We start from the raw sequence: 19,120 nt of genomic DNA on the forward strand, positions 1-19,120 counted from the left end.
CCTAGAACAGGTAATGCTGTTTAGGAAATCATAATACTGTAATGCTTAACGTATTTTAGCATCACATTATTTAAAATCAATTTATTAATTTAAAGAATAATTACCTCTTTTTATTCGATTATAACTTTTTAATCGACATGAAAAATTTATTTCTTTTTTTAACACTTTTAGTGTTATCAGTCAGTGCCAATGCGCAACAAAATCAAATCAAACAAGATTCAACTTCACGAGAAAAACTTGATGAAGTTTTGGTAAAAGCCGTTAGGGTTGATGCCGATTCACCAATTACACACTCTAATGTAGATAAGGAAGAGTTAGCAAAGCGTAATTTAGGTCAAGATATTCCTATTTTACTAAATTATTTACCATCTGTTGTAACAACTAGTGATGCTGGGGCAGGAATTGGTTACACAGGAATAAGAGTTAGAGGTATTAGTGGTGCATCAACCAACGTAACTATTAATGGAATTCCTTATAACGATGCCGAAAGTTTAGGTACGTTTTGGGTGAATTTACAAGACTTTTCATCGTCTGTAGAAAATTTACAAGTACAGCGAGGTGTTGGTTCAACTACTAATGGTGCTGGTGCTTTTGGTGCCAGCGTAAATATTTTAACCGATGCCGTTTCAAAAGAAAGTTCTGGAGAAACCTCTCATAGTTTTGGTAGTTTTAACACACGGCGTCATAACGTAAAGTTTAGTACGGGTTTATTAAATGACACGTTTGAATTAGCTGGTCGTCTATCTCAAATAAAATCAGATGGATATATTGACAGAGCTACCTCCAACTTAAAAAGTTACTTCGTTCAAGGAAGCTATGTAAACAATGGTACTCTCATTAAAGCTGTAGTTTTTGGGGGACATGAAATAACCTATCAATCTTGGTATGGTTTTAATCCTGTAGATGTAGCTGCTGTTGGAGCAAATCCTGATATAGATGAAAACAGAAGATTTAATATTAGTGGTATTCAACTTGATGATAATGGTAACTTTGAAGGGTTTTATGACAATCAAGTGGATGACTATAAACAAGATCATTACCAATTACATTGGAATCAAAGATGGGATAATAATTGGTCTACCAATCTTGGTTTAAATTATACTAATGGTCGCGGTTTTTTTGAAGAATATGTAGATAACTATTACTATTCTAATGTATTTTTTGCCTCTGATGCTAGTTTTGACTTTATAGGAAAAGAGCCTATTACAGTGAATGGAGCAACTGTAGATTCTCAGGATTACGTAAGAAGACGTTGGTTAGATAACGATTTTTATGTAGCAAACGCCAATGTTAATTATAAAAATGAGCGCGTAAATTTTATTTCTGGTATTTCTTATAGTTCTTACCATGGTGATCATTTTGGAGAATTAATTTGGGAACAATATGCTGCCAATAATAATTTTGGAGATCGCTATTATGAAGGAGATGGAGATAAGTACGATTTTAGCGCCTTCTCTAAAATCACGTATAGACTAAATGATAAATTAAGTCTTTATGGTGATGTACAATACCGAGGTATTAATTATGATACCAGCGGTATTAATTCAGATTTGGATCTTTTTGAAATAGATAAAAGTTACAGTTTCTTTAATCCTAAAGTTGGATTTAATTATAGTTTAAATACTAATAGTAACTTGTATTTCTCATATGCCAGAGCAAATAGAGAACCAAGTAGAGGAGATTTTGAAAATAACCCAGATGTAAGACCAGAAAAACTCAACGACTTTGAATTAGGTTGGCGTTATAAAAATAAAAACATTGGTTTTAATGCCAATGCATACTACATGGCTTATAATGAGCAGTTAGTAGCAACTGGAGAGTTAGATAATTCTGGAGCACAAATTAGAGATAACACTGGTGAAAGTTACAGGTTAGGTTTAGAATTAGAAGCAACACTAACCTTCAATAAGTTTACTGTTCAACCCAATTTTACGTTAAGCTCTAACAAAAATAAAGAAACATTCTTTAAGCGAGATGGTGTTTTACAAAACCTTGGAGAAACTAATATTGCATTTTCACCAGATTTTGTTGCAGGAAATGCTTTAACATTTAATGCGTCAACAAATTTTCAAATTACTTTATTAAGCAAATATGTTGGAGAACAATATATGGGTAATATCGATGCAGAAGGGTCTAAATTAGATAGCTATTTCGTAAACGATTTAAATTTTGTTTACGAAATTAAACCTAAAAACATTTTCAAATCTATAGTCTTTACAGCACTTATAAATAATATTCTTAGTGAAGACTATATTTCTAACGGCTTCTTTTTTACGTATGATGACGATTTTTCTAATCCAGGGACTATTAGCACAATTGAAGGTGCTGGGTTTTATCCACAGGCCACAAGAAACTTTTTAGTAGGAGCTACTTTTAAGTTTTAATTAAAAAAGTTAAATAGGTCTTTCAAAAGGTAGTGTATTACTTTTTGAAAGACCTCATTTAATTAAAGATGGTGAGATTATTACCATTTTTTTCAACACGATAAAACTTAAGGGAGCAGCGCAAAGACGAATTCTCAAGAGGCGCTCCAGTTATAAGGCTATATTTATTTTGATCTGGGCAACCACAAGTGGCTTCTACTCCTGAGGGTACTAAAGCAGAACACGTACTTGGTACATGGTTAGGATCACTAGCATCCCAAGCAAAAAAATCAAATCCAGTGCTAACAACAATAACCCCTGCGTTTCCCGCATTAGGTATATAAACCGAATTTGCAGGAAACTGTAACTGGCTATATTGTGGTAAACTTAAATTTATAGTTTCATTAACAGCCACATTTAATAAAAACTTACAGTTTTCATCTTCTTCAGAATTTCCACTGCAAGTACTCAATAAACACAAACAAATAATACAGTAAATAAATCTCATATAATTAAAAAACAACTGGCAATTTACAACAAAAAGTAAACCCACTTAAATATTTTGTATATTTGTGATACAATCTTATGAAACCAATATTTTATTTAGATGCTGAACATGTTCAGCATCTTTTTAATTAAATAAACCTCACTTAGTGAGTAAACGATGACGTTATGAGTAAAGTATCTTACTACACAGCAGAAGGATTAAAAAAATTAAGAGATGAGTTAAATCAACTAAAGGATGTTGAGCGTCCAAAAGCATCGCAAGCCATTGCAGAAGCCAGAGATAAAGGTGATTTAAGTGAAAATGCAGAGTATGATGCTGCCAAGGAGGCCCAAGGACTGTTAGAAATGAAAATTTCTAAATTAGAAGAAACCCTATCCAATGCAAGACTGATAGATGAATCCCAACTTGATACTTCAAAAGTATTGGTTTTGTCTACAGTTAAAATAAAGAACCAAACCAACGGTATGGAAATGAGTTATACATTAGTAGCCGAGAGTGAAGCCGATTTAAAAAGTGGGAAAATTTCAGTAAATTCACCTATAGGTAAGGGTTTGCTTGGAAAATCTGTTGGTGATGTAGCAGAAATACAAGTACCTAATGGTGTTATGAAGTTTGATATTATTGAAATAACTAGATAATAATATAGGTTGATGGCATCTATTTTTACAAAAATTATTAATGGCGATATTCCTTGTTATAAAATTGCTGAAACTGAGGATTTTTTTGCCTTTCTTGATATTAATCCTAATAGTAAAGGGCACACACTTTGTATTCCTAAAAAGGAAGTTGATAAAATTTTTGATTTAGATGAAACTACTTATATCGGTTTAATGAGTTTCTCTAGAACCATTGCGAAAGCTATTGAAAAAGCCATTCCTTGTAAACGCGTTGGTGTATCGGTTATTGGTTTAGAAGTACCACACGTACATGTTCATTTAATTCCTTTACATTCCATGGAAGATGCTAGATTTATTCAAAAAGCCAAAGTATCTTCAGATGAATTTGTAGAAATTGCAGATGCAATAAAATCATATTTATAAACTAGGGTAGATTGCCAAAAAAGTGATTATCACCATAAGAAGTATAAACAATAAAATGGCAACCCATGATGCTTTTTTTAAGTATTTTGAAGTCTTTTTAGGCTCTATTGTTTTTTGTTGATATTCAAAAACACGTTCTATATCATCAGTCCATTGTACAGGATATATAGTTGTATTACAAACAAGACATTTTAGAGAATGATTGACGTTTGAAGTAATAGACTTATAAAACTTAGTCTCTACTATTTTTTGATGAAAAGAAAGCTGTAACCCATTATTGTTGTAACATTCTGGGCAGTTATTCTTTAAAGAAACTTGCTTTAAAATGACAAACGACTCTTTCATAAATTAAGCAGTTTTCATACTGATTTGTATAGTTGTGCCTTTATCTTTTTCAGAATGAAGTATCTTTATTTTTCCATTATGAAAATCTTCTATAATACGCCTAGTCAGAGATAAACCTAGTCCCCAGCCTCTTTTTTTAGTGGTAAAACCTGGCTCAAAAATTTTATTAAAGTGTTTTTTAGAGATACCTTTACCTGTATCAGTTACTTTTACTTTTACATTGTCTTCTAATTGGGCTATTTCTATAGTTATTTTTCCACGCCCTTTCATAGCATCAATAGCATTTTTAACCAAATTTTCAATAGTCCAACTATAAAGCTGTTTGTTCATTTCTACTAGAATTGCATTATTTGGGGCAATAAGATTAAATTCTATTGAATTAGAGGCTCTAGCCTTTAAATAATCATATGAATTAATGGTTTCCTCAACAATATTAGCAATTTCTAAAGTAGGTATAGACCCTATTTTACTAAAGCGTTCAGTAATTATTTTCAACCTGTCAACGTCCTTTTCCATTTCGGCAATGTAATCGGGATTTACATTTTCACTTTTTAAAATTTCGGTCCATCCTATTAATGATGATAAAGGGGTACCAATTTGATGAGCTGTTTCCTTTGCCATACCAGACCACAATTTGTTTTGAGTAGCGTTTTTGTTGCTGCTATAAAAAAAGAATATAACAGCTCCAAAAAGTACTACAATAAGTATTAAGGCTAAGGGATAATATTTAAGTTTATTTAGTAAAGGAGAATTGCCATAGTAAATAGTACTATAAAGCTTTCCATCAAACCTAACCTCAATTGGTTTGTTTTCATTTTTAAACCTTACAATGAGATTATTTATATATGCTGTATCCTGAATCTTTTTAGGGTTTAAGTTATTGTGGTCTATAGAGCCATCTCTATTAACCATAATCATTGGGGTGGTTTTATTACTTGTAATAACCTGTAGAGGTAAATCCCCCATGTTTTCGTTTAGATTATTGGTTTTTACCAAGTCTGATTGAGCAAATGACCAATTTTCCATTTTAACCCTTTCTTCATGCTTAAAATGTTGAAAAAACTCATAGGTTTTCCATAAAATAACAGAAACAATAATAAAAGACACAACCACAATGGCCCAACGAAACGTGTTTTGATATTTAGTTAAAATCATTAAAACCTAATTTAACATGTAATATAATGCAAATCTGTTAATATTATTGTACCGGTTGTTAGTAAATTGGTTTTTAGTTGCCCTTGATATTGGTTACATTTGTTGAAACTAAAAGCGTTTCATGGCGTCATTTGAACCAAAAGAATTGACAACTGGTAAATTGCATAGTTATTTACTAAGTGCTATTGCACCCAGACCAATAGCTTTTGCAAGTACAGTTGATGAAAAAGGAGTCCCAAATTTATCGCCTTTTAGTTTTTTTAATGTTTTTAGCTCCAATCCTCCAGTGATGATTTTTTCACCGGCAAGACGGGTTAGAAACAACACTACAAAACACACTTTAGAGAATGTTAAGGCAACTAAAGAAGTGGTAATAAATGTGGTGAATTTTAACATAGTGCATCAAATGTCATTAAGTAGTTCAGAGTACCCAAAAGGTGTCAATGAATTTGATAAAGCAGGTTTAACCATGCTACCGTCTGATTTGGTAAAACCATTTAGAGTGGCAGAATCACCAGTTCAGTTTGAATGTAAAGTAAATAGTGTGGTGGCTTTGGCAGAAAAAGGAGGTGCAGGGAATTTGGTAATTTGTGAGGTGCTTAAGTTTCATATTGATGATGATGTTTTAAATGATGATGAAACTATTGATCAAATCAAATTAGATTTGGTGGCACGAGCAGGTGGAAATTTTTATAGCAGAGCAAAACAAGGTTTTTTTGAAATACCGAAACCCATATCTGCTTTAGGAATAGGTGTAGATAATATGCCAGAGCATATAAAAAACAGCATGGTTTTAACGGGAAATGATCTGGGTATGTTAGGCAATGTTGAGGTGTTACCTACCGATTTAGAGGTAGAAAAGTTTATGAACGAATTAACAAAAAATCATAATACTAAAAAAATAGCCTCACAAAGAGAAAAACACAAGTTAGCGCGTAATTATTTAAGCTTTGGTGATGTAGATAGCGCTTGGAAAATATTATTAAGTAAATAAGTGTAAATAGATATAAATAGAAATTAATGGAAGTTCAAGGAAGAATTAAAGTTATTGGAGAAACTCAAACCTTTGGGGGTAATGGGTTTAGAAAGCGTGAAATAGTTGTAACCACAGAGGAGCAATATCCGCAACATATTATGGTGGAATTTGTTCAAGACAAGACCGATTTATTGAACAACTATCAAGTAGGTCAACAAGTAAAAATTAACATCAATTTGCGAGGTAGAGAATGGGTGAATCCTCAAGGAGAAACTAAGTATTTTAATTCTATTCAAGGCTGGCGTATTGAAGCCTTACAACAGGAACCTGCCTCTGGCAATGTACCTCCTGTACCTCCTATGGATGCCTTTGAGCCTGCTGGAGAATTAAATGAAGATGAGCACGACGATTTACCGTTCTAAAAGCATCTTTTAAACGTCTCTTTTAAAAATAAAGATAACTTTTCGGTTTTAAAATTTAAAGCGTGAAGGATTAGTTAAACCTCAACAAAATTTTGTTGAGGTTTATTATTTTTGCACAATTATAAGTTTGATTTTTTTTTTGAAAAGTATCTAAAAGCAATCTTACAATGTATTTCCTAAAAGAGGATTTATGGTTTCCAAATGTAAATGAGGCAACTCCAGAGGGGCTACTGGCAGTAGGAGGAGATTTATCTGTAGAGCGTTTGTTACTAGCTTATAAGTCTGGTATTTTTCCTTGGTTTGAGTCTGAAGAACCTTTACTTTGGTGGAGCCCAGACCCTAGGTTTGTATTATTCCCAGAAAAATTGAAGGTATCAAAAAGTATGAAGCAAGTATTGAGAAACTCTGATTTTGAAGTTACTGTTAATAAAGCTTTTAAAGATGTGATAAAGGAATGCTCTAAAATAAAACGAGCTGGTCAATTGGGAACTTGGATTACCAATAATATGATTGAAGCGTATACTAAATTGCATGAATTAGGCTATGCAAAGTCTATTGAAGTTTGGAAAAATAGTGAATTAGTAGGAGGCCTTTACGGAGTAGATGTGAATAATGGTGTATTTTATGGAGAAAGTATGTTTTCTAAGTTGAGTAATGCTAGTAAGGTTGGTTTTATTAGCTTTATTCAAAATACCAATTACAGACTAATAGATTGTCAGATTTATACAAATCATTTGGGTAGTCTAGGAGCTCAAGAAATTTCAAGAGCCGAGTTTTTATCGTATTTAAAAGTTTGATTTTGTATTTAGAAACTTCTAGAGTTTACAAATAGCTCCAGATAAAACAAACAAATCATTTCTAGAAATAACATTATAGCCTTCTAACCTGTATTCTAAACCTGTTTGCAGTTTTAATTTTTCACTTATCTGCCAACCAATTTGTGTTGTAATCCTTTGGTCAAAAAGAGGTTTCGTTAATTTACTAATACTTAACAAAGATTCTGTACTACAAACCAAATAAGGTTCTCCTATGTTTAGTTTTTCACCATTTAAAGGAAAATCTACAGCAAAACGATAACGTTGCCTAAATGAAGTAAAGTTGTCAAAAATTCGCTGCTCTAGCCTAAATCTGTGTCCGTAACGTACGCCTAATTGTTGTTTGGTATAATTAAATTGTTGGGTAAAGCGCCATTCATCACTACCAGTTTCAAACCAATCTCTGTTTCTATAATATATACCAAAACTAAGATTGTGAATATAATTTAACTTGAACGTTGAAAAATGATAAAAGTCTAATTGTTGCTGTTTATATGTAAAGGTATCCTCATATAGAAAATATCTACTTCTTAAAGCAAAATTCACACTGTAATTTTTAGATACGTTATAGTTTAAAGCTACTGATGATTCTCCCAAAACATTGAAATTATCTTGAGAAAATACAGTAAAATTCACTAAAAAAATGACTAGATATAGCGTTGACTTAATATAATGCATGCTCATAAGAAGCAGAGGTTACTATTCTTGATTTTTCAAAGGTTCCATCTTTATCAAATGTTAATTCACGTAACTGATGATGTTCTTTTGTTTTAATCTCAGCTATAATTTCAAAATGAGTATGTTTATTATTTGGTTTTTTTAAAATGTAGTCTAAAAATTGCTTATCAGTTTTTGGAGTAGTATTTATAAATTGTTTTTGAATTTTTATAAACCTAGCCTTTTCAAATTTATCATCGAAATGCTTTGAAATATTCATTAAAACGGTTTTTGGAATATCCTTTTTTCTAATTACAATTTCTATATCTTCAAGATTACCAATAGTGTCAAATTCCACGCTATAATGTTGTTTATTATATTTAAATTTAGCTTCAAAACTTTTTTTAGTGCCATCTGTTTCTCTATAGAACTTTAAATACTTTACATTGCTCGAAATAGTATTAAAATAGTCAAGAGGTATTTCTGGAAATTCATAAGCTTTTATGCGTTCTTCTTTTTCGTTTTTAGTTTGCGAAAAAGAAAAAGAAACAAACACTAAAAAAAATATAATACTATACTTCATTATATCTAAAACAATTAATTGTATGATCATTTACCATACCTGTAGCTTGCATGTGCGCGTAAACAACTGTGGTACCCACAAATTTAAACCCACGTTTTTTTAAATCTTCACTAATTGTATCACTTAAAGGAGTATTGGCAGGTATATCACTTAAAAGCCTAAACTTGTTTTTAATGGGTTTTCCATTAACAAAACCCCATATATACTTCGCGAAACTACCAAATTCTTTCTGTATTTCAATAAAAGCCTTGGCATTGGTAATGGTTGCGTTTATTTTTAATTTGTTTCTAATGATTCCAGAGTCTTGTAATAAAGCATCTATTTTATATTGGTTATAAGAGGCTATTTTCTTGTAATTAAAATCATCAAATGCTTTTCTGAAATTCTCGCGTTTACGTAAAACAGTAATCCAACTTAAACCAGCTTGAAAAGTTTCAAGAATTAAAAATTCAAATAATCTATTATCGTCGTATACTGGAATACCCCATTCTTCATCATGATACTTTTCATAAAGTGAATCACCTTTACACCAAGTACATCTATGTTTTTCGCACATATGTAAGTTTTATTATTGCAGTATGACAAATATCATCTTATAGGGAAACCCAAGATACTAAATTTGTACCGTTATCAAAAGTTAAAACCATGAATACAATTATAAAAAAAGCCTTAGAAAACAGTATGTCATATGAGTCCTATCGTAACTTAATGATTCATTTAGTAGAACATGGAGAAACCACTGGTGATGAAAAAAGCAATACACGTATTGATTTTACTAAGTTAAATAATAGACGCATGAAGCGTTGGGATAGAACTTTAAAGGTTAGCGAACAGGCTAAAAAACGTTTAATGACTTTTGAAACAGATGTTACATGGTTAGTTATTACAGAAAGCTGGTGTGGTGACGCTGCTCACGTACTTCCTGCTTTGAATAAAATAGCAGAGTTGAATCCCAAAATAGCAATGCACATAGTTATTAGAGATGATAACAAGGAACTTATGAATATGTTTTTAACCGATGGAAACCAAGCAATTCCTAAACTAATAATGATTGATAACGAAAGTAACGCGGTACTAGACACCTATGGTCCTAGACCAAGTGAAGCAACAGGTTATGTGAACAGGTTTAAAGCAGCAAATGGAACTTTAACACCACAGTTTAAGGAAGATTTACAACACTGGTACAATAATGATAGAGGTTTAACTATAGTTGAAGATGTTATCGAAATGTTGTGCAGATTTCAACCTAGTTTTTGCCAATAAAATTAAATGTGATAGATCCAATTTGGGTAGCTTTTGAAGCATCGGCACTAAAAACAGATTCTTTAGCATACTCAATTGCGTGCTCAATTAAACATTCATTCTCAGAATTTGAAGAGGTATTAACATAGGCATCAATTACACTGCCATTGGCATTTACAGTAATATTAACTACAATTTTACCACTATTTTCACAGAGGTAAACTGGTATTGGTATGTGTATTTTGGTTCGTCCTTTTAAAGAAAAACCAATGGTACTTTTGGCATTATTACCTTCTTCCAGCTGCTTCTTTAAAACATCGTTGGCCTTATCAAATTTAGACAAAACCTCATTGTCTAATTCATCTTTATGCTCGTTTTTATATTTTTCTTTTAGGCTATTTAATGTTTCATCGCTATTAAAATCGCTAGTTTTTGGCACATAATCTTCAGGAGGTGCGATGGTTTTATAAGCTTCAGCAAATTTATTAGCACTTTTATTTTGATTAAAAGCCGTATTAGTTTCTGCTTTAGAATTATTAAGTTTTTCTAAAGCTTCTATAACTTTTAGTTCTTCTTCGGTCAGTTCCTCTTCTGGTTCAATTTCATAATAGCTTTCTGCAATGCCTTTTTGCTTTTGTTTTAGGCTTAAACTAAAAACAGACATTAATACAGTTCCCGCTATCAGAAACGTTATAAGTAGGGCTTTATGTTGATCTGAGAGATGCAATTTTTGGTAAATGTTTACCCAATATACGCAAATTTATGAATTTTGGTCTTTTAGGGAATCAATGAAACCTTGAATAGACACCGCATTTTCAACGTTAAAATCTCCAATTTTTGTTCGTCTTAATGCAGATAAATGAGCGCCTGAATTTAGTGCTTTCCCAAAATCACTAGCTAAAGAACGTATGTAAGTCCCTTTGCTGCAAACTATTCGAAAATCAATATCATGACCCAAAATTTTGGTGATTTCAAATTCTGAAATACGAACCGTCCTTGACTTTATCTCTACATGTTTCCCTTCTCTGGCAAATTCGTATAAACGTTTACCATCTTTTTTTAAAGCTGAAAAAATGGGAGGAAATTGCTCAATATCGCCAATAAACTGTTTAGTAGCATCATGAATTAAATCTTCAGTAATATGCTCGGTTGGGAAATACTGATTAATTTCGGTTTCTAAATCATATGAAGGGGTGGTGCTACCTAAAACAAAAGTGCCCGTATATTCTTTGGTTTGGTTTTGATAAATGTTAATCTCTTTAGTTTTTTTCCCTGTACAAATTATTAACAACCCAGTCGCCAAAGGGTCAAGAGTTCCTGCATGACCAACTTTGATTTTTTTAATATTGAAAGTTTGTCTAATCTCCCAACGTAACTTATTTACTGCTTGAAAAGAGGTCCATTCAAGAGGTTTATCAATTAACAATACGTGTCCTAATAAAAAGTCTTCAGCCTTCATATTCTAATTTGAAAATGAAACCACAACAGCAATAACACCCACAATAACACAGTAAATAGCAAAATAAGACAACTTACTTTTTTTAACCAGAGTAATCATCCAAGTACAGGCAAATAAGCCCGAAATAAAAGCCGCAATAAAACCAACAGATAACGCTGTGAAATTCTGGCTTTCCGTAGATATTTCTCCACTAAAAATATCTTTAGCTATTTTTCCAAAAATTAATGGTACAACCATTAAAAATGAAAATCGAGCTGCTTTGGTTTTATCGTTACCCAAAAGTACAGATGTCGAAATAGTAGCTCCAGAACGCGAAATACCTGGCAACATAGCAATAGCTTGAGAAAGTCCTATAAGAAAAGCGTTGTTAAAGCTTACTTTTTTATTAGTGTTTTTTGCTTTGTCTGCTAAATATAGCAACACCGCAGTTATAATGAGCATAAAACCAACAAGCATGATGTTCCCATCAAAAAGAGATTCTAGTTGTTCCTCAAAAAAAACACCGATGATAACTGCAGGTATCATGGATACTACAATTTTTGAAACAAACTGCAAATCTTCATTCCACTTAAATTTTAGGCAACCTTTTATAATGTCTAATACGTCCTTTCTAAATACTAAAATAGTACTTAGTGCGGTTGCAAAATGAAGTACCACTGTGAAGAGTAATCCACCTTCACCAACATTTTCATTTTGAAGAATGACTTTCCCTAATTCCAAATGACCGCTGGAAGAAACAGGTAAAAATTCCGTAAGTCCCTGAATAATACCTAAAATTATTGCGTCTATAATATCCATGGCGCAAAAATATTAAAATAGGAATATAATTGTGTATCATAATAGTATTAATGATTAATTAATAATTTTGAAACTATGAAAATAGTATTGGCTCCAGATAAGTTCAAAAATTCATTAACAGGATTAGAGTTTTGTTATGCTGTTGAAGAAGGATTAAAATCTGTGCTTCCTGAAGCCGAAATAATAAAACTACCATTAGCCGATGGAGGTGATGGCACTATTGAAGTAGTGAATTACTATTTGAATGGTAAAGAAATTCAATTATCTGTAAATAGTCCTTTTTTTCAACCTATTCAGGCTACTTATTTGTTCTCAGAAAAATCTAAAACGGCTTTTGTTGAAATGGCCGAAGCTTCTGGGGTAAAGTTGCTAAGGCAAGAACAATTTGATTGCAAAAATGCCACTACATTTGGCACGGGAGAGATGATTGTAGATGCCATTAAAAATGGCGCATCTAAAATAATCTTGGGTATTGGTGGTAGTGCCACTAATGATTGTGGCATTGGTATGGCCACCGGTTTAGGTTATAGATTTCTAGATGGAGACGGTAAAGAAGTAAAGCCTATTGGAGCCAATCTTTCTAAAATAGAATCTATAGATATTTCTAATGTACATCCCCAACTGTATGAGATAGACTTTCAAGTAGCTTGTGATGTCACCAATACGTTATATGGAGCGCATGGTGCTGCCTACGTGTACGGGGCTCAAAAGGGAGCTACCAAGGAGGATATAAAAATGTTAGATAAAGGATTAACCGATTTTTCTAAAATAATAGAAGAAGTCTTTCATATAAACCCACAATCTCTAAAAGGAGCTGGAGCAGCAGGAGGTATGGGTATAGCTTCAAAAGTATTTCTAAAGGGCCATTTAAAATCAGGAATAGAATTAATTAAAAACTTGGCCCAATTTGATGAAAAAATTAAGGGTGCTGGTTGGATTATCACTGGAGAAGGCAAATTAGATTCTCAAACATTATCTGGAAAAACCATTCAAGGGATTTTAGGTTCTGCGAAAGCGCAAGATGTTAAGGTAGCGGCATTTTGTGGGGCTTTAGATATCTCTAAAGAAGAATTAATTAGTATGGGTATAAATTATTCGGCTTCAGTTATAGAAAAAGCTAAGTCTTTAGAAGATGCTATGGGGAACGGTTATAATTATGTAATGCAAATTGCTGAAGAGTTTGCCGCAAAAATAAAATGATATTGGCAATTGGCTGATTTAGAAGTATGAGAAATTGTATCGAGAACTACTTCTTATCAGGATTCAACAGAATAGCATAAATCTGAATGCCAAAACCAATTAGTACCAATGCAGGGGCTAATCGGATGCGTCTCCAATGGAAAATTTCAGGATTAAAAACATTAGGATCATCGCTACCGCCACCAGCCATCAAAATAAAACCAAGAGCAATACAACCCAAACCAATAAACATCCACTTGTAGTTTTTCTTGCCAAAGATGAATGTTGGTTTAGCGTTTTCTTTTCGTTTTTTTTCTCCCATATTGTCTTGTAGAATTAATGCAAATTAAAGCATTTATTTAAAACTAGAGTGTTAATGCTCTTGTAAATTAAAACTAATAATAAAGTTCGTCGGTTTTTAAATTTAAAAAGCGCTGTGTAGCAAAATGAGTACTTATCCAAGTAATGACAATACCAAGCGTAAAAACCACAACAAATAAAAGGATAACTAAAATAATATTCGCCATTAATTCCAATTCAGGGAAGGTCTGGTTTAAATAGTAAAATACAACTGCCATTCCAATTAAAGCTAGGGTAGCCCCAATGATTCCTAAACGAATACTTTTCCAAATAAAGGGTCTGCGTATAAATTGTTTAGTGGCGCCAACCATTTGCATAGTTTTAATAGTGAAGCGCTTAGAGTAAACCGATAATCTTAACGAGCTATTTATTAATAAAACTGCAATTACGGTAAACAGAGCGCTAATGACTAAAACCCAAAAACTTATTTTTTTAACATTATCATTCATAAGATTAACTAGGTCGTTGTCATAACTTACTTCCTCAACAAATTTTTTGTTCATAGCTTCCGTAGTTACTTTTTCAAGGTGTTCCGTAGTAACATAGTCTGCCTTTAAGTGTACATCAATAGAGTTTTGTAATGGGTTATAGCCTACAAAATCCATAAAATCCTCTCCAGTTTCGGCCTTCATAAATTCGGCCGCTTGTTCTTTAGAAACAAATTCGGTAGATTTTACATAATCGCTCATAGCTAAACTCTTTTCAAGTTGTTTAACCTCTACTTCCTTTGCCCTTTCTTTAAGGTAAATGGTAACCACTACTTGTTCCTTAAAATGGTCAGAGACTTTTTTTGCATTTAAGAGTAACATACCCAACAAGCCCAATAAAAACAATACCAAAGCAATACTTAAAACAACAGAAAAATAAGAAGAAATAAGTCGGCGTTTTTGCTGTTTTTCGTAATAAGAACTCATAAATAACAATTAATGTTGTAAAAATAATAAAGTATATGACAAGTCTATTTATATAAACTAAAACATTTTAAAATTGTTGTTTTCACGCTTATAGTTTTAACCGCCCTTTGGTTTTTTACTGATAAGGTATACCCCAATAATGACCAAAAAGCAACTAATGATTTTTACCAAATCAATATCTTTATTATAAATGTTATTATGGAATACCAATGAAAGTATTAGAACAATAATGAAACTTACCGCAGGTTGAACATAGCTATAACTCCCAGCCACCGAAGGAGATACTTGCCGCAACCCATAAATATTAAATAAGAAAGTAAAAAAGGTTGTAAATACAATAATATAGGCAATAGCCAAATTTGTATTCATATCAAAAGCACTATAATCTGTATTATAAATAGCCTCTTTTAAGCCAAACGGAATTACAAATAATAATCCAAACAGAAAAACCCAACTTATGATAGTAATAAAATGATAGGTACGCATAAGTGGTTTCACAATGACTTGATACAACGAATAAAATAGTACGTTAATAAAAATAAAAAGGTTCCCTAAAAAGGAACTATTGTTCTCAGATATTTGTCCATACCAAATTAAGCTAATAGCACCCAAGGCACCAATACTGAGACCCAATAGTTTAGCTCCTGTAATCCGTTCTTTTAAAACTACAACACTCATAATAAAGACAACTGTGGGGGCAGAAGTCATGATTATTGAGGTGTCAATAGGCGATGTTAAATTAAGCCCATGAAAAAAAGATAACTGATTCATGGAGGCTCCAAATAAACCACACAAAGCCAGTTTTAAAAAGTCCTTTTTTGCTACTTTTTCTTTTATAAAAAACTTGATGACCCAAAAAAGGATGCCAGCACCAACCACCCTAAATATAACCAGTGCATTTGGGTTCACTTTTTCGGGCATGATGTCTTTTGCAATAAAATGATTTACTGCATAAATAACATGACCAGCAAATAGCGCCAAATGTGCTTTTATAATATTACTTCGCAATGCCTTAGTTTTTATCTAAAAGAATTTAAAACTCAAAAGTAAACCTATTATTTTACAAATATTTAGTTGCTCCATTTTTTAAGGATTAAACACACTTATTTCTATTTAAAGCTTAAATTTGCACCCTGTAAAAAAGACTGATGATGAAATATAATTTCAACGAGATAGAAGCCAAATGGCAAAAATATTGGGCTGAAAACCAAACCTTTAAAGCAGAGAACAATAGTAACAAACCAAAGTATTATGTGTTAGATATGTTTCCTTACCCAAGTGGAGCAGGATTACATGTGGGGCATCCGCTAGGGTATATTGCGTCTGATATTTATGCGCGTTATAAGCGTCATAAGGGCTTTAATGTTTTGCATCCACAAGGGTATGATTCCTTTGGTTTACCAGCAGAACAATACGCTATTCAAACAGGGCAACATCCGGCTGTCACCACCGCTGAAAACATAAAAACGTATCGTAGACAATTAGACCAAATTGGATTTTCTTTCGATTGGTCTCGTGAAGTTAGAACATCAGATCCTAAATATTATAAATGGACCCAATGGATTTTCATACAATTGTTTGAATCGTGGTTTAATTACAACACTAATAAGGCCGAAGATATTTCAGAGTTAATCAAAATATTTGAAACCGAAGGTAATGCAAACATAAATGCTGCTTGTGATGATGGTGTTGAGGTATTTACTGCCAAAGATTGGGATGGGTTTTCTTCTGAAAAACAACAAAAAATACTGCTTCAATACCGCTTAACTTATTTGGCTGAAACCGAAGTAAACTGGTGTCCGGCTTTAGGAACGGTGTTGGCAAACGATGAAATTGTAAATGGTGTTTCAGAACGCGGTGGCCATCCGGTGGTTAGAAAAAAAATGACGCAATGGAGTATGCGTATTTCGGCGTATGCCGAACGTTTGCTTCAAGGCTTGGATACGATTGATTGGACAGATTCATTAAAAGAAAGTCAACGCAACTGGATTGGAAAATCGGTTGGTGCATCAGCTATTTTTAATGTGAAAGGACATGATGAAACCATCGAGGTTTTTACAACACGCCCCGATACTATTTTCGGCGTGAGTTTTATGACCCTAGCTCCAGAACATGACTTGGTGTCTAAAATCACTACAACAGAACAAAAAGCAGACGTAGAGGCCTACATTGAAGCCACGTCTAAACGTAGCGAACGTGATAGAATGTCTGATGTAAAGACTATTTCTGGTGTGTTTACAGGGGCTTATGCAGAACATCCGTTTACCAAAGAACCCATCCCCATCTGGATTGGAGACTACGTTTTGGCAAGCTATGGAACAGGGGCGGTTATGGCAGTACCTTGTGGAGACCAACGTGACTATGATTTTGCAAAACATTTTGGTATAGATATCCCCAATATTTTTGAGGGTGTTGATATCTCTGAAGAAGCATTTGCAGATAAAGAAAAAACCGTTATTGCCAATAGTGATTTCATTAATGGCATGAACTATAAAAAAGCAACCAAACGTGTAATTTATGAGTTAGAGCAAATTGGGCAAGGTGAAGGAAAAACCAATTACCGTTTGCGTGATGCGGTGTTTAGTCGTCAGCGTTATTGGGGAGAGCCATTCCCTGTGTATTATGTAAATGGCTTGCCACAAATGATTGAAACGGAACATTTACCAATTGAATTGCCTGAAGTTGAAAAATATTTACCAACCGAAACTGGTGAACCACCATTAGGAAATGCTACAAAATGGGCGTGGGATACAACTAAGAATGAAGTTGTTTATAACGACTTGATTGATAATGAAACTGTGTTTCCTTTAGAATTAAATACCATGCCAGGGTGGGCAGGCAGTAGCCAATATTTTAACCGTTATATGGACCCGCATAATGATGAGGCTATCTTTTCAAAAGAGGCTATTGATTATTGGCAACAGGTAGATTTATATATTGGTGGGAGCGAGCATGCTACAGGCCACCTATTATACTCCCGTTTTTGGCAAAAATTTATGTTTGACAAAGGTTATGTGGGGCATGATGAGTACGCTAAAAAACTGATTAACCAAGGAATGATTTTGGGGACGAGTGCTTTTGTTAAACAAATAGCTCCAATTGTCGAAATTAAGAAGTTGAATTATAGCACTAGTGAGTTTTCCCATAAATTTCGATTTATTTTTGTTTCAGCAAAACATTATGAACAAAAAAACTGGTCAATTTTGAGTGAAAAAATAAACAAGCATCTTCTCAGACCAATTTTTGCAGATATTTTTGAAGATTTAAAAAAGGGAGTAAGAGAATATACTGATGAAGAGTTTGTATTAGAAGATATAAGTTTATTGGTATTTGATAATTCTCATGTAGATGTTTCTTGTGTTAATTCTTCGGATGAATTGGATATCAAGGCATTTGAAAAATGGAGAGACCATTATGCGAATTCAATCTTTATAGGTGAAAATGGAGAAATAATTAAAGATGGTAATGATGTTTTTAAAGTTCGTCGCGATGTAGAAAAAATGTCCAAATCAAAATACAACGTCGTTAATCCAGACGATATTGTCGCAGATTATGGTGCAGATAGCTTACGTCTTTACGAAATGTTTTTAGGGCCATTAGAGCAATATAAGCCTTGGAATACCGCTGGTATTACAGGAGTGCATTCCTTCTTGAAAAAACTTTGGAAATTGTATTTTGATGATAACGGACTTAAAGTAACCAATGCAGAACCAACAAAAGATAGCTTAAAAACACTTCATAAAACCATTAAAAAGGTTGAAGAAGATATTGAGAATTTCTCGTTTAATACATCGGTGTCTACGTTTATGATTGCAGTTAACGAGTTAACGGCTCAAAAATGTGCTTCAAAAGAAATTTTAGAACCATTACTAGTATTAGTGTCTCCTTACGCGCCACACATTGCAGAAGAATTGTGGAGTGCTTTAGGTAATACAGAGTCTATTTCAATAGCACCTTTCCCAGTATTTGATGCAAGTCATTTGGTAGAGAGCAGTAAGAATTACCCAATATCTTTTAACGGTAAAATGCGTTTTACTATGGAATTACCATTAGACATGAGTAAAGAGGATATTGAAAAGGCAGTTCTAGACTTTGAAAAAACCAAAGATCAATTACAAGGGCGCACCCCTAAAAAAGTAATTGTAGTGCCTGGGAAAATTGTGAATATAGTAGGATAACGTTACTTCGAGTAATTCCGATAGAATCAGAATTGCATCGAGAAGTTTGTCTTAAAAAGGTTCTCGATACATCACGCTTTGGCGTGACACTCGAACTTACAATTGGTTGTCATTCCTGCGAAGACA

General features: G+C 33.0%; 21 protein-coding genes. 9 read left to right on the top strand and 12 right to left on the bottom strand.

Translation table 11 applies throughout. From position 1 onward, the window contains the following. Nucleotides 1–137: 137 nt before the first annotated feature. Nucleotides 138–2,384, top strand: coding sequence for a TonB-dependent receptor (locus tag E1J38_RS13915; protein ID WP_133357467.1), 2,247 nt, complete (start codon nt 138–140; stop codon nt 2,382–2,384). 58 nt (nt 2,385–2,442) lie between these two features. Here E1J38_RS13915 and E1J38_RS13920 read toward each other — a convergent pair whose 3' ends face one another. After that, nucleotides 2,443–2,871, bottom strand: coding sequence for a hypothetical protein (locus E1J38_RS13920; RefSeq protein WP_133357466.1), 429 nt, complete (start codon nt 2,869–2,871; stop codon nt 2,443–2,445). A 164-nt stretch (nt 2,872–3,035) separates the two neighbouring features. On the opposite strand from E1J38_RS13920, the gene greA reads away from it, so the two are divergent. Further along, a complete protein-coding gene (gene greA / locus E1J38_RS13925; RefSeq protein ID WP_133357465.1) occupies nt 3,036–3,509 on the top strand; it encodes a transcription elongation factor GreA in 474 nt (157 codons plus the stop codon). Nucleotides 3,510–3,521: 12 nt separating this feature from the next. Then, a complete protein-coding gene (locus E1J38_RS13930) occupies nt 3,522–3,911 on the top strand; it encodes an HIT family protein (protein WP_133357464.1) in 390 nt (129 codons plus the stop codon). Here E1J38_RS13930 and E1J38_RS13935 read toward each other — a convergent pair. Beyond that, the gene (locus tag E1J38_RS13935; protein WP_133357463.1) at nt 3,906–4,256 is read right to left on the bottom strand and encodes a hypothetical protein; all 351 of its coding nucleotides are present in this window, start codon (nt 4,254–4,256) and stop codon (nt 3,906–3,908) included. The genes E1J38_RS13930 and E1J38_RS13935 overlap by 6 nt on opposite strands. Nucleotides 4,257–4,259: 3 nt before the next feature. After that, entirely contained in the window at nt 4,260–5,411 is a 1,152-nt protein-coding gene (locus E1J38_RS13940; protein ID WP_133357462.1) for a sensor histidine kinase, read from the bottom strand. A 121-nt stretch (nt 5,412–5,532) separates the two neighbouring features. Between E1J38_RS13940 and E1J38_RS13945 the strand changes: the two genes are divergently transcribed. From E1J38_RS13945 to aat, 3 genes are all read left to right on the top strand, one after another. Next, the gene (locus E1J38_RS13945) at nt 5,533–6,405 is read left to right on the top strand and encodes a flavin reductase family protein (RefSeq protein WP_133357461.1); all 873 of its coding nucleotides are present in this window, start codon (nt 5,533–5,535) and stop codon (nt 6,403–6,405) included. Between the two features lie 26 nt (nt 6,406–6,431). Then, complete coding sequence (locus E1J38_RS13950) at nt 6,432–6,809, top strand: DUF3127 domain-containing protein (RefSeq protein ID WP_133357460.1); 378 nt, start codon at nt 6,432–6,434, stop codon at nt 6,807–6,809. Nucleotides 6,810–6,976: 167 nt separating this feature from the next. Continuing rightward, complete coding sequence (gene aat, locus E1J38_RS13955) at nt 6,977–7,606, top strand: leucyl/phenylalanyl-tRNA--protein transferase (protein ID WP_133357459.1); 630 nt, start codon at nt 6,977–6,979, stop codon at nt 7,604–7,606. 18 nt (nt 7,607–7,624) lie between these two features. On the opposite strand, the gene E1J38_RS13960 is transcribed toward aat, so the two are convergent. From E1J38_RS13960 to E1J38_RS13970, 3 genes are read right to left on the bottom strand one after another with little or no spacing between them, the layout of a single operon-like run. Further along, nucleotides 7,625–8,308, bottom strand: coding sequence for a DUF2490 domain-containing protein (locus E1J38_RS13960; RefSeq protein WP_133357458.1), 684 nt, complete (start codon nt 8,306–8,308; stop codon nt 7,625–7,627). Beyond that, complete coding sequence (locus tag E1J38_RS13965; RefSeq protein ID WP_133357457.1) at nt 8,289–8,864, bottom strand: hypothetical protein; 576 nt, start codon at nt 8,862–8,864, stop codon at nt 8,289–8,291. The genes E1J38_RS13960 and E1J38_RS13965 overlap by 20 nt, the downstream gene beginning before the upstream one ends. After that, on the bottom strand, nt 8,854–9,420 hold the full coding sequence (locus E1J38_RS13970; protein ID WP_133357456.1) for a DNA-3-methyladenine glycosylase I: 567 nt from the start codon (nt 9,418–9,420) through the stop codon (nt 8,854–8,856). The genes E1J38_RS13965 and E1J38_RS13970 overlap by 11 nt, the downstream gene beginning before the upstream one ends. A gap of 89 nt (nt 9,421–9,509) precedes the next feature. Between E1J38_RS13970 and E1J38_RS13975 the strand changes: the two genes are divergently transcribed. After that, complete coding sequence (locus tag E1J38_RS13975; RefSeq protein WP_133357455.1) at nt 9,510–10,127, top strand: thioredoxin family protein; 618 nt, start codon at nt 9,510–9,512, stop codon at nt 10,125–10,127. Here E1J38_RS13975 and E1J38_RS13980 read toward each other — a convergent pair. The 3 genes from E1J38_RS13980 to E1J38_RS13990 form a co-directional block, all read right to left on the bottom strand. Beyond that, complete coding sequence (locus E1J38_RS13980) at nt 10,111–10,770, bottom strand: hypothetical protein (protein ID WP_255449907.1); 660 nt, start codon at nt 10,768–10,770, stop codon at nt 10,111–10,113. The genes E1J38_RS13975 and E1J38_RS13980 overlap by 17 nt on opposite strands. Nucleotides 10,771–10,866: 96 nt before the next feature. Beyond that, nucleotides 10,867–11,565 carry a tRNA pseudouridine(55) synthase TruB gene (gene truB, locus E1J38_RS13985; RefSeq protein WP_133357454.1) on the bottom strand — a complete coding sequence of 233 codons (699 nt, stop codon included), beginning with the start codon at nt 11,563–11,565 and terminating at the stop codon, nt 10,867–10,869. Nucleotides 11,566–11,568: 3 nt separating this feature from the next. After that, a complete protein-coding gene (locus tag E1J38_RS13990) occupies nt 11,569–12,363 on the bottom strand; it encodes an undecaprenyl-diphosphate phosphatase (RefSeq protein WP_133357453.1) in 795 nt (264 codons plus the stop codon). Nucleotides 12,364–12,438: 75 nt separating this feature from the next. Between E1J38_RS13990 and E1J38_RS13995 the strand changes: the two genes are divergently transcribed. After that, entirely contained in the window at nt 12,439–13,563 is a 1,125-nt protein-coding gene (locus E1J38_RS13995) for a glycerate kinase (RefSeq protein WP_133357452.1), read from the top strand. Nucleotides 13,564–13,609: 46 nt separating this feature from the next. Here the strand turns inward: E1J38_RS13995 and E1J38_RS14000 are convergent, their stop codons facing one another. From E1J38_RS14000 to E1J38_RS14010, 3 genes are all read right to left on the bottom strand, one after another. Next, entirely contained in the window at nt 13,610–13,864 is a 255-nt protein-coding gene (locus E1J38_RS14000; protein ID WP_133357451.1) for a DUF3098 domain-containing protein, read from the bottom strand. Between the two features lie 73 nt (nt 13,865–13,937). After that, entirely contained in the window at nt 13,938–14,816 is an 879-nt protein-coding gene (locus E1J38_RS14005; protein ID WP_133357450.1) for a cell division protein FtsX, read from the bottom strand. Between the two features lie 96 nt (nt 14,817–14,912). Further along, nucleotides 14,913–15,824 (bottom strand): DMT family transporter, encoded by a 912-nt coding sequence (locus tag E1J38_RS14010; protein WP_133357449.1) that lies wholly within the window; start codon nt 15,822–15,824, stop codon nt 14,913–14,915. Nucleotides 15,825–15,967: 143 nt separating this feature from the next. Here E1J38_RS14010 and E1J38_RS14015 point away from each other — a divergent pair, with 143 nt between their 5' ends. Continuing rightward, nucleotides 15,968–18,994 (top strand): leucine--tRNA ligase, encoded by a 3,027-nt coding sequence (locus E1J38_RS14015; protein WP_133357483.1) that lies wholly within the window; start codon nt 15,968–15,970, stop codon nt 18,992–18,994. Nucleotides 18,995–19,120 lie beyond the last annotated feature (126 nt).

This window comes from Seonamhaeicola sediminis (assembly GCF_004358095.2).
Taxonomy (GTDB): Bacteria; Bacteroidota; Bacteroidia; order Flavobacteriales; family Flavobacteriaceae; genus Seonamhaeicola; species Seonamhaeicola sediminis.

What these genes read in the sequence shown, in the direction of transcription:
- E1J38_RS13915 (WP_133357467.1), top strand. Translation starts at nt 138, where the DNA reads ATGAAAAATTTATTTCTTTTTTTAACACTTTTAGTGTTATCAGTCAGT.
- E1J38_RS13920 (WP_133357466.1), bottom strand. Translation starts at nt 2,871, where the DNA reads ATGAGATTTATTTACTGTATTATTTGTTTGTGTTTATTGAGTACTTGC.
- greA (WP_133357465.1), top strand. Translation starts at nt 3,036, where the DNA reads ATGAGTAAAGTATCTTACTACACAGCAGAAGGATTAAAAAAATTAAGA.
- E1J38_RS13930 (WP_133357464.1), top strand. Translation starts at nt 3,522, where the DNA reads ATGGCATCTATTTTTACAAAAATTATTAATGGCGATATTCCTTGTTAT.
- E1J38_RS13935 (WP_133357463.1), bottom strand. Translation starts at nt 4,256, where the DNA reads ATGAAAGAGTCGTTTGTCATTTTAAAGCAAGTTTCTTTAAAGAATAAC.
- E1J38_RS13940 (WP_133357462.1), bottom strand. Translation starts at nt 5,411, where the DNA reads ATGATTTTAACTAAATATCAAAACACGTTTCGTTGGGCCATTGTGGTT.
- E1J38_RS13945 (WP_133357461.1), top strand. Translation starts at nt 5,533, where the DNA reads ATGGCGTCATTTGAACCAAAAGAATTGACAACTGGTAAATTGCATAGT.
- E1J38_RS13950 (WP_133357460.1), top strand. Translation starts at nt 6,432, where the DNA reads ATGGAAGTTCAAGGAAGAATTAAAGTTATTGGAGAAACTCAAACCTTT.
- aat (WP_133357459.1), top strand. Translation starts at nt 6,977, where the DNA reads ATGTATTTCCTAAAAGAGGATTTATGGTTTCCAAATGTAAATGAGGCA.
- E1J38_RS13960 (WP_133357458.1), bottom strand. Translation starts at nt 8,308, where the DNA reads ATGAGCATGCATTATATTAAGTCAACGCTATATCTAGTCATTTTTTTA.
- E1J38_RS13965 (WP_133357457.1), bottom strand. Translation starts at nt 8,864, where the DNA reads ATGAAGTATAGTATTATATTTTTTTTAGTGTTTGTTTCTTTTTCTTTT.
- E1J38_RS13970 (WP_133357456.1), bottom strand. Translation starts at nt 9,420, where the DNA reads ATGTGCGAAAAACATAGATGTACTTGGTGTAAAGGTGATTCACTTTAT.
- E1J38_RS13975 (WP_133357455.1), top strand. Translation starts at nt 9,510, where the DNA reads ATGAATACAATTATAAAAAAAGCCTTAGAAAACAGTATGTCATATGAG.
- E1J38_RS13980 (WP_255449907.1), bottom strand. Translation starts at nt 10,770, where the DNA reads ATGTCTGTTTTTAGTTTAAGCCTAAAACAAAAGCAAAAAGGCATTGCA.
- truB (WP_133357454.1), bottom strand. Translation starts at nt 11,565, where the DNA reads ATGAAGGCTGAAGACTTTTTATTAGGACACGTATTGTTAATTGATAAA.
- E1J38_RS13990 (WP_133357453.1), bottom strand. Translation starts at nt 12,363, where the DNA reads ATGGATATTATAGACGCAATAATTTTAGGTATTATTCAGGGACTTACG.
- E1J38_RS13995 (WP_133357452.1), top strand. Translation starts at nt 12,439, where the DNA reads ATGAAAATAGTATTGGCTCCAGATAAGTTCAAAAATTCATTAACAGGA.
- E1J38_RS14000 (WP_133357451.1), bottom strand. Translation starts at nt 13,864, where the DNA reads ATGGGAGAAAAAAAACGAAAAGAAAACGCTAAACCAACATTCATCTTT.
- E1J38_RS14005 (WP_133357450.1), bottom strand. Translation starts at nt 14,816, where the DNA reads ATGAGTTCTTATTACGAAAAACAGCAAAAACGCCGACTTATTTCTTCT.
- E1J38_RS14015 (WP_133357483.1), top strand. Translation starts at nt 15,968, where the DNA reads ATGAAATATAATTTCAACGAGATAGAAGCCAAATGGCAAAAATATTGG.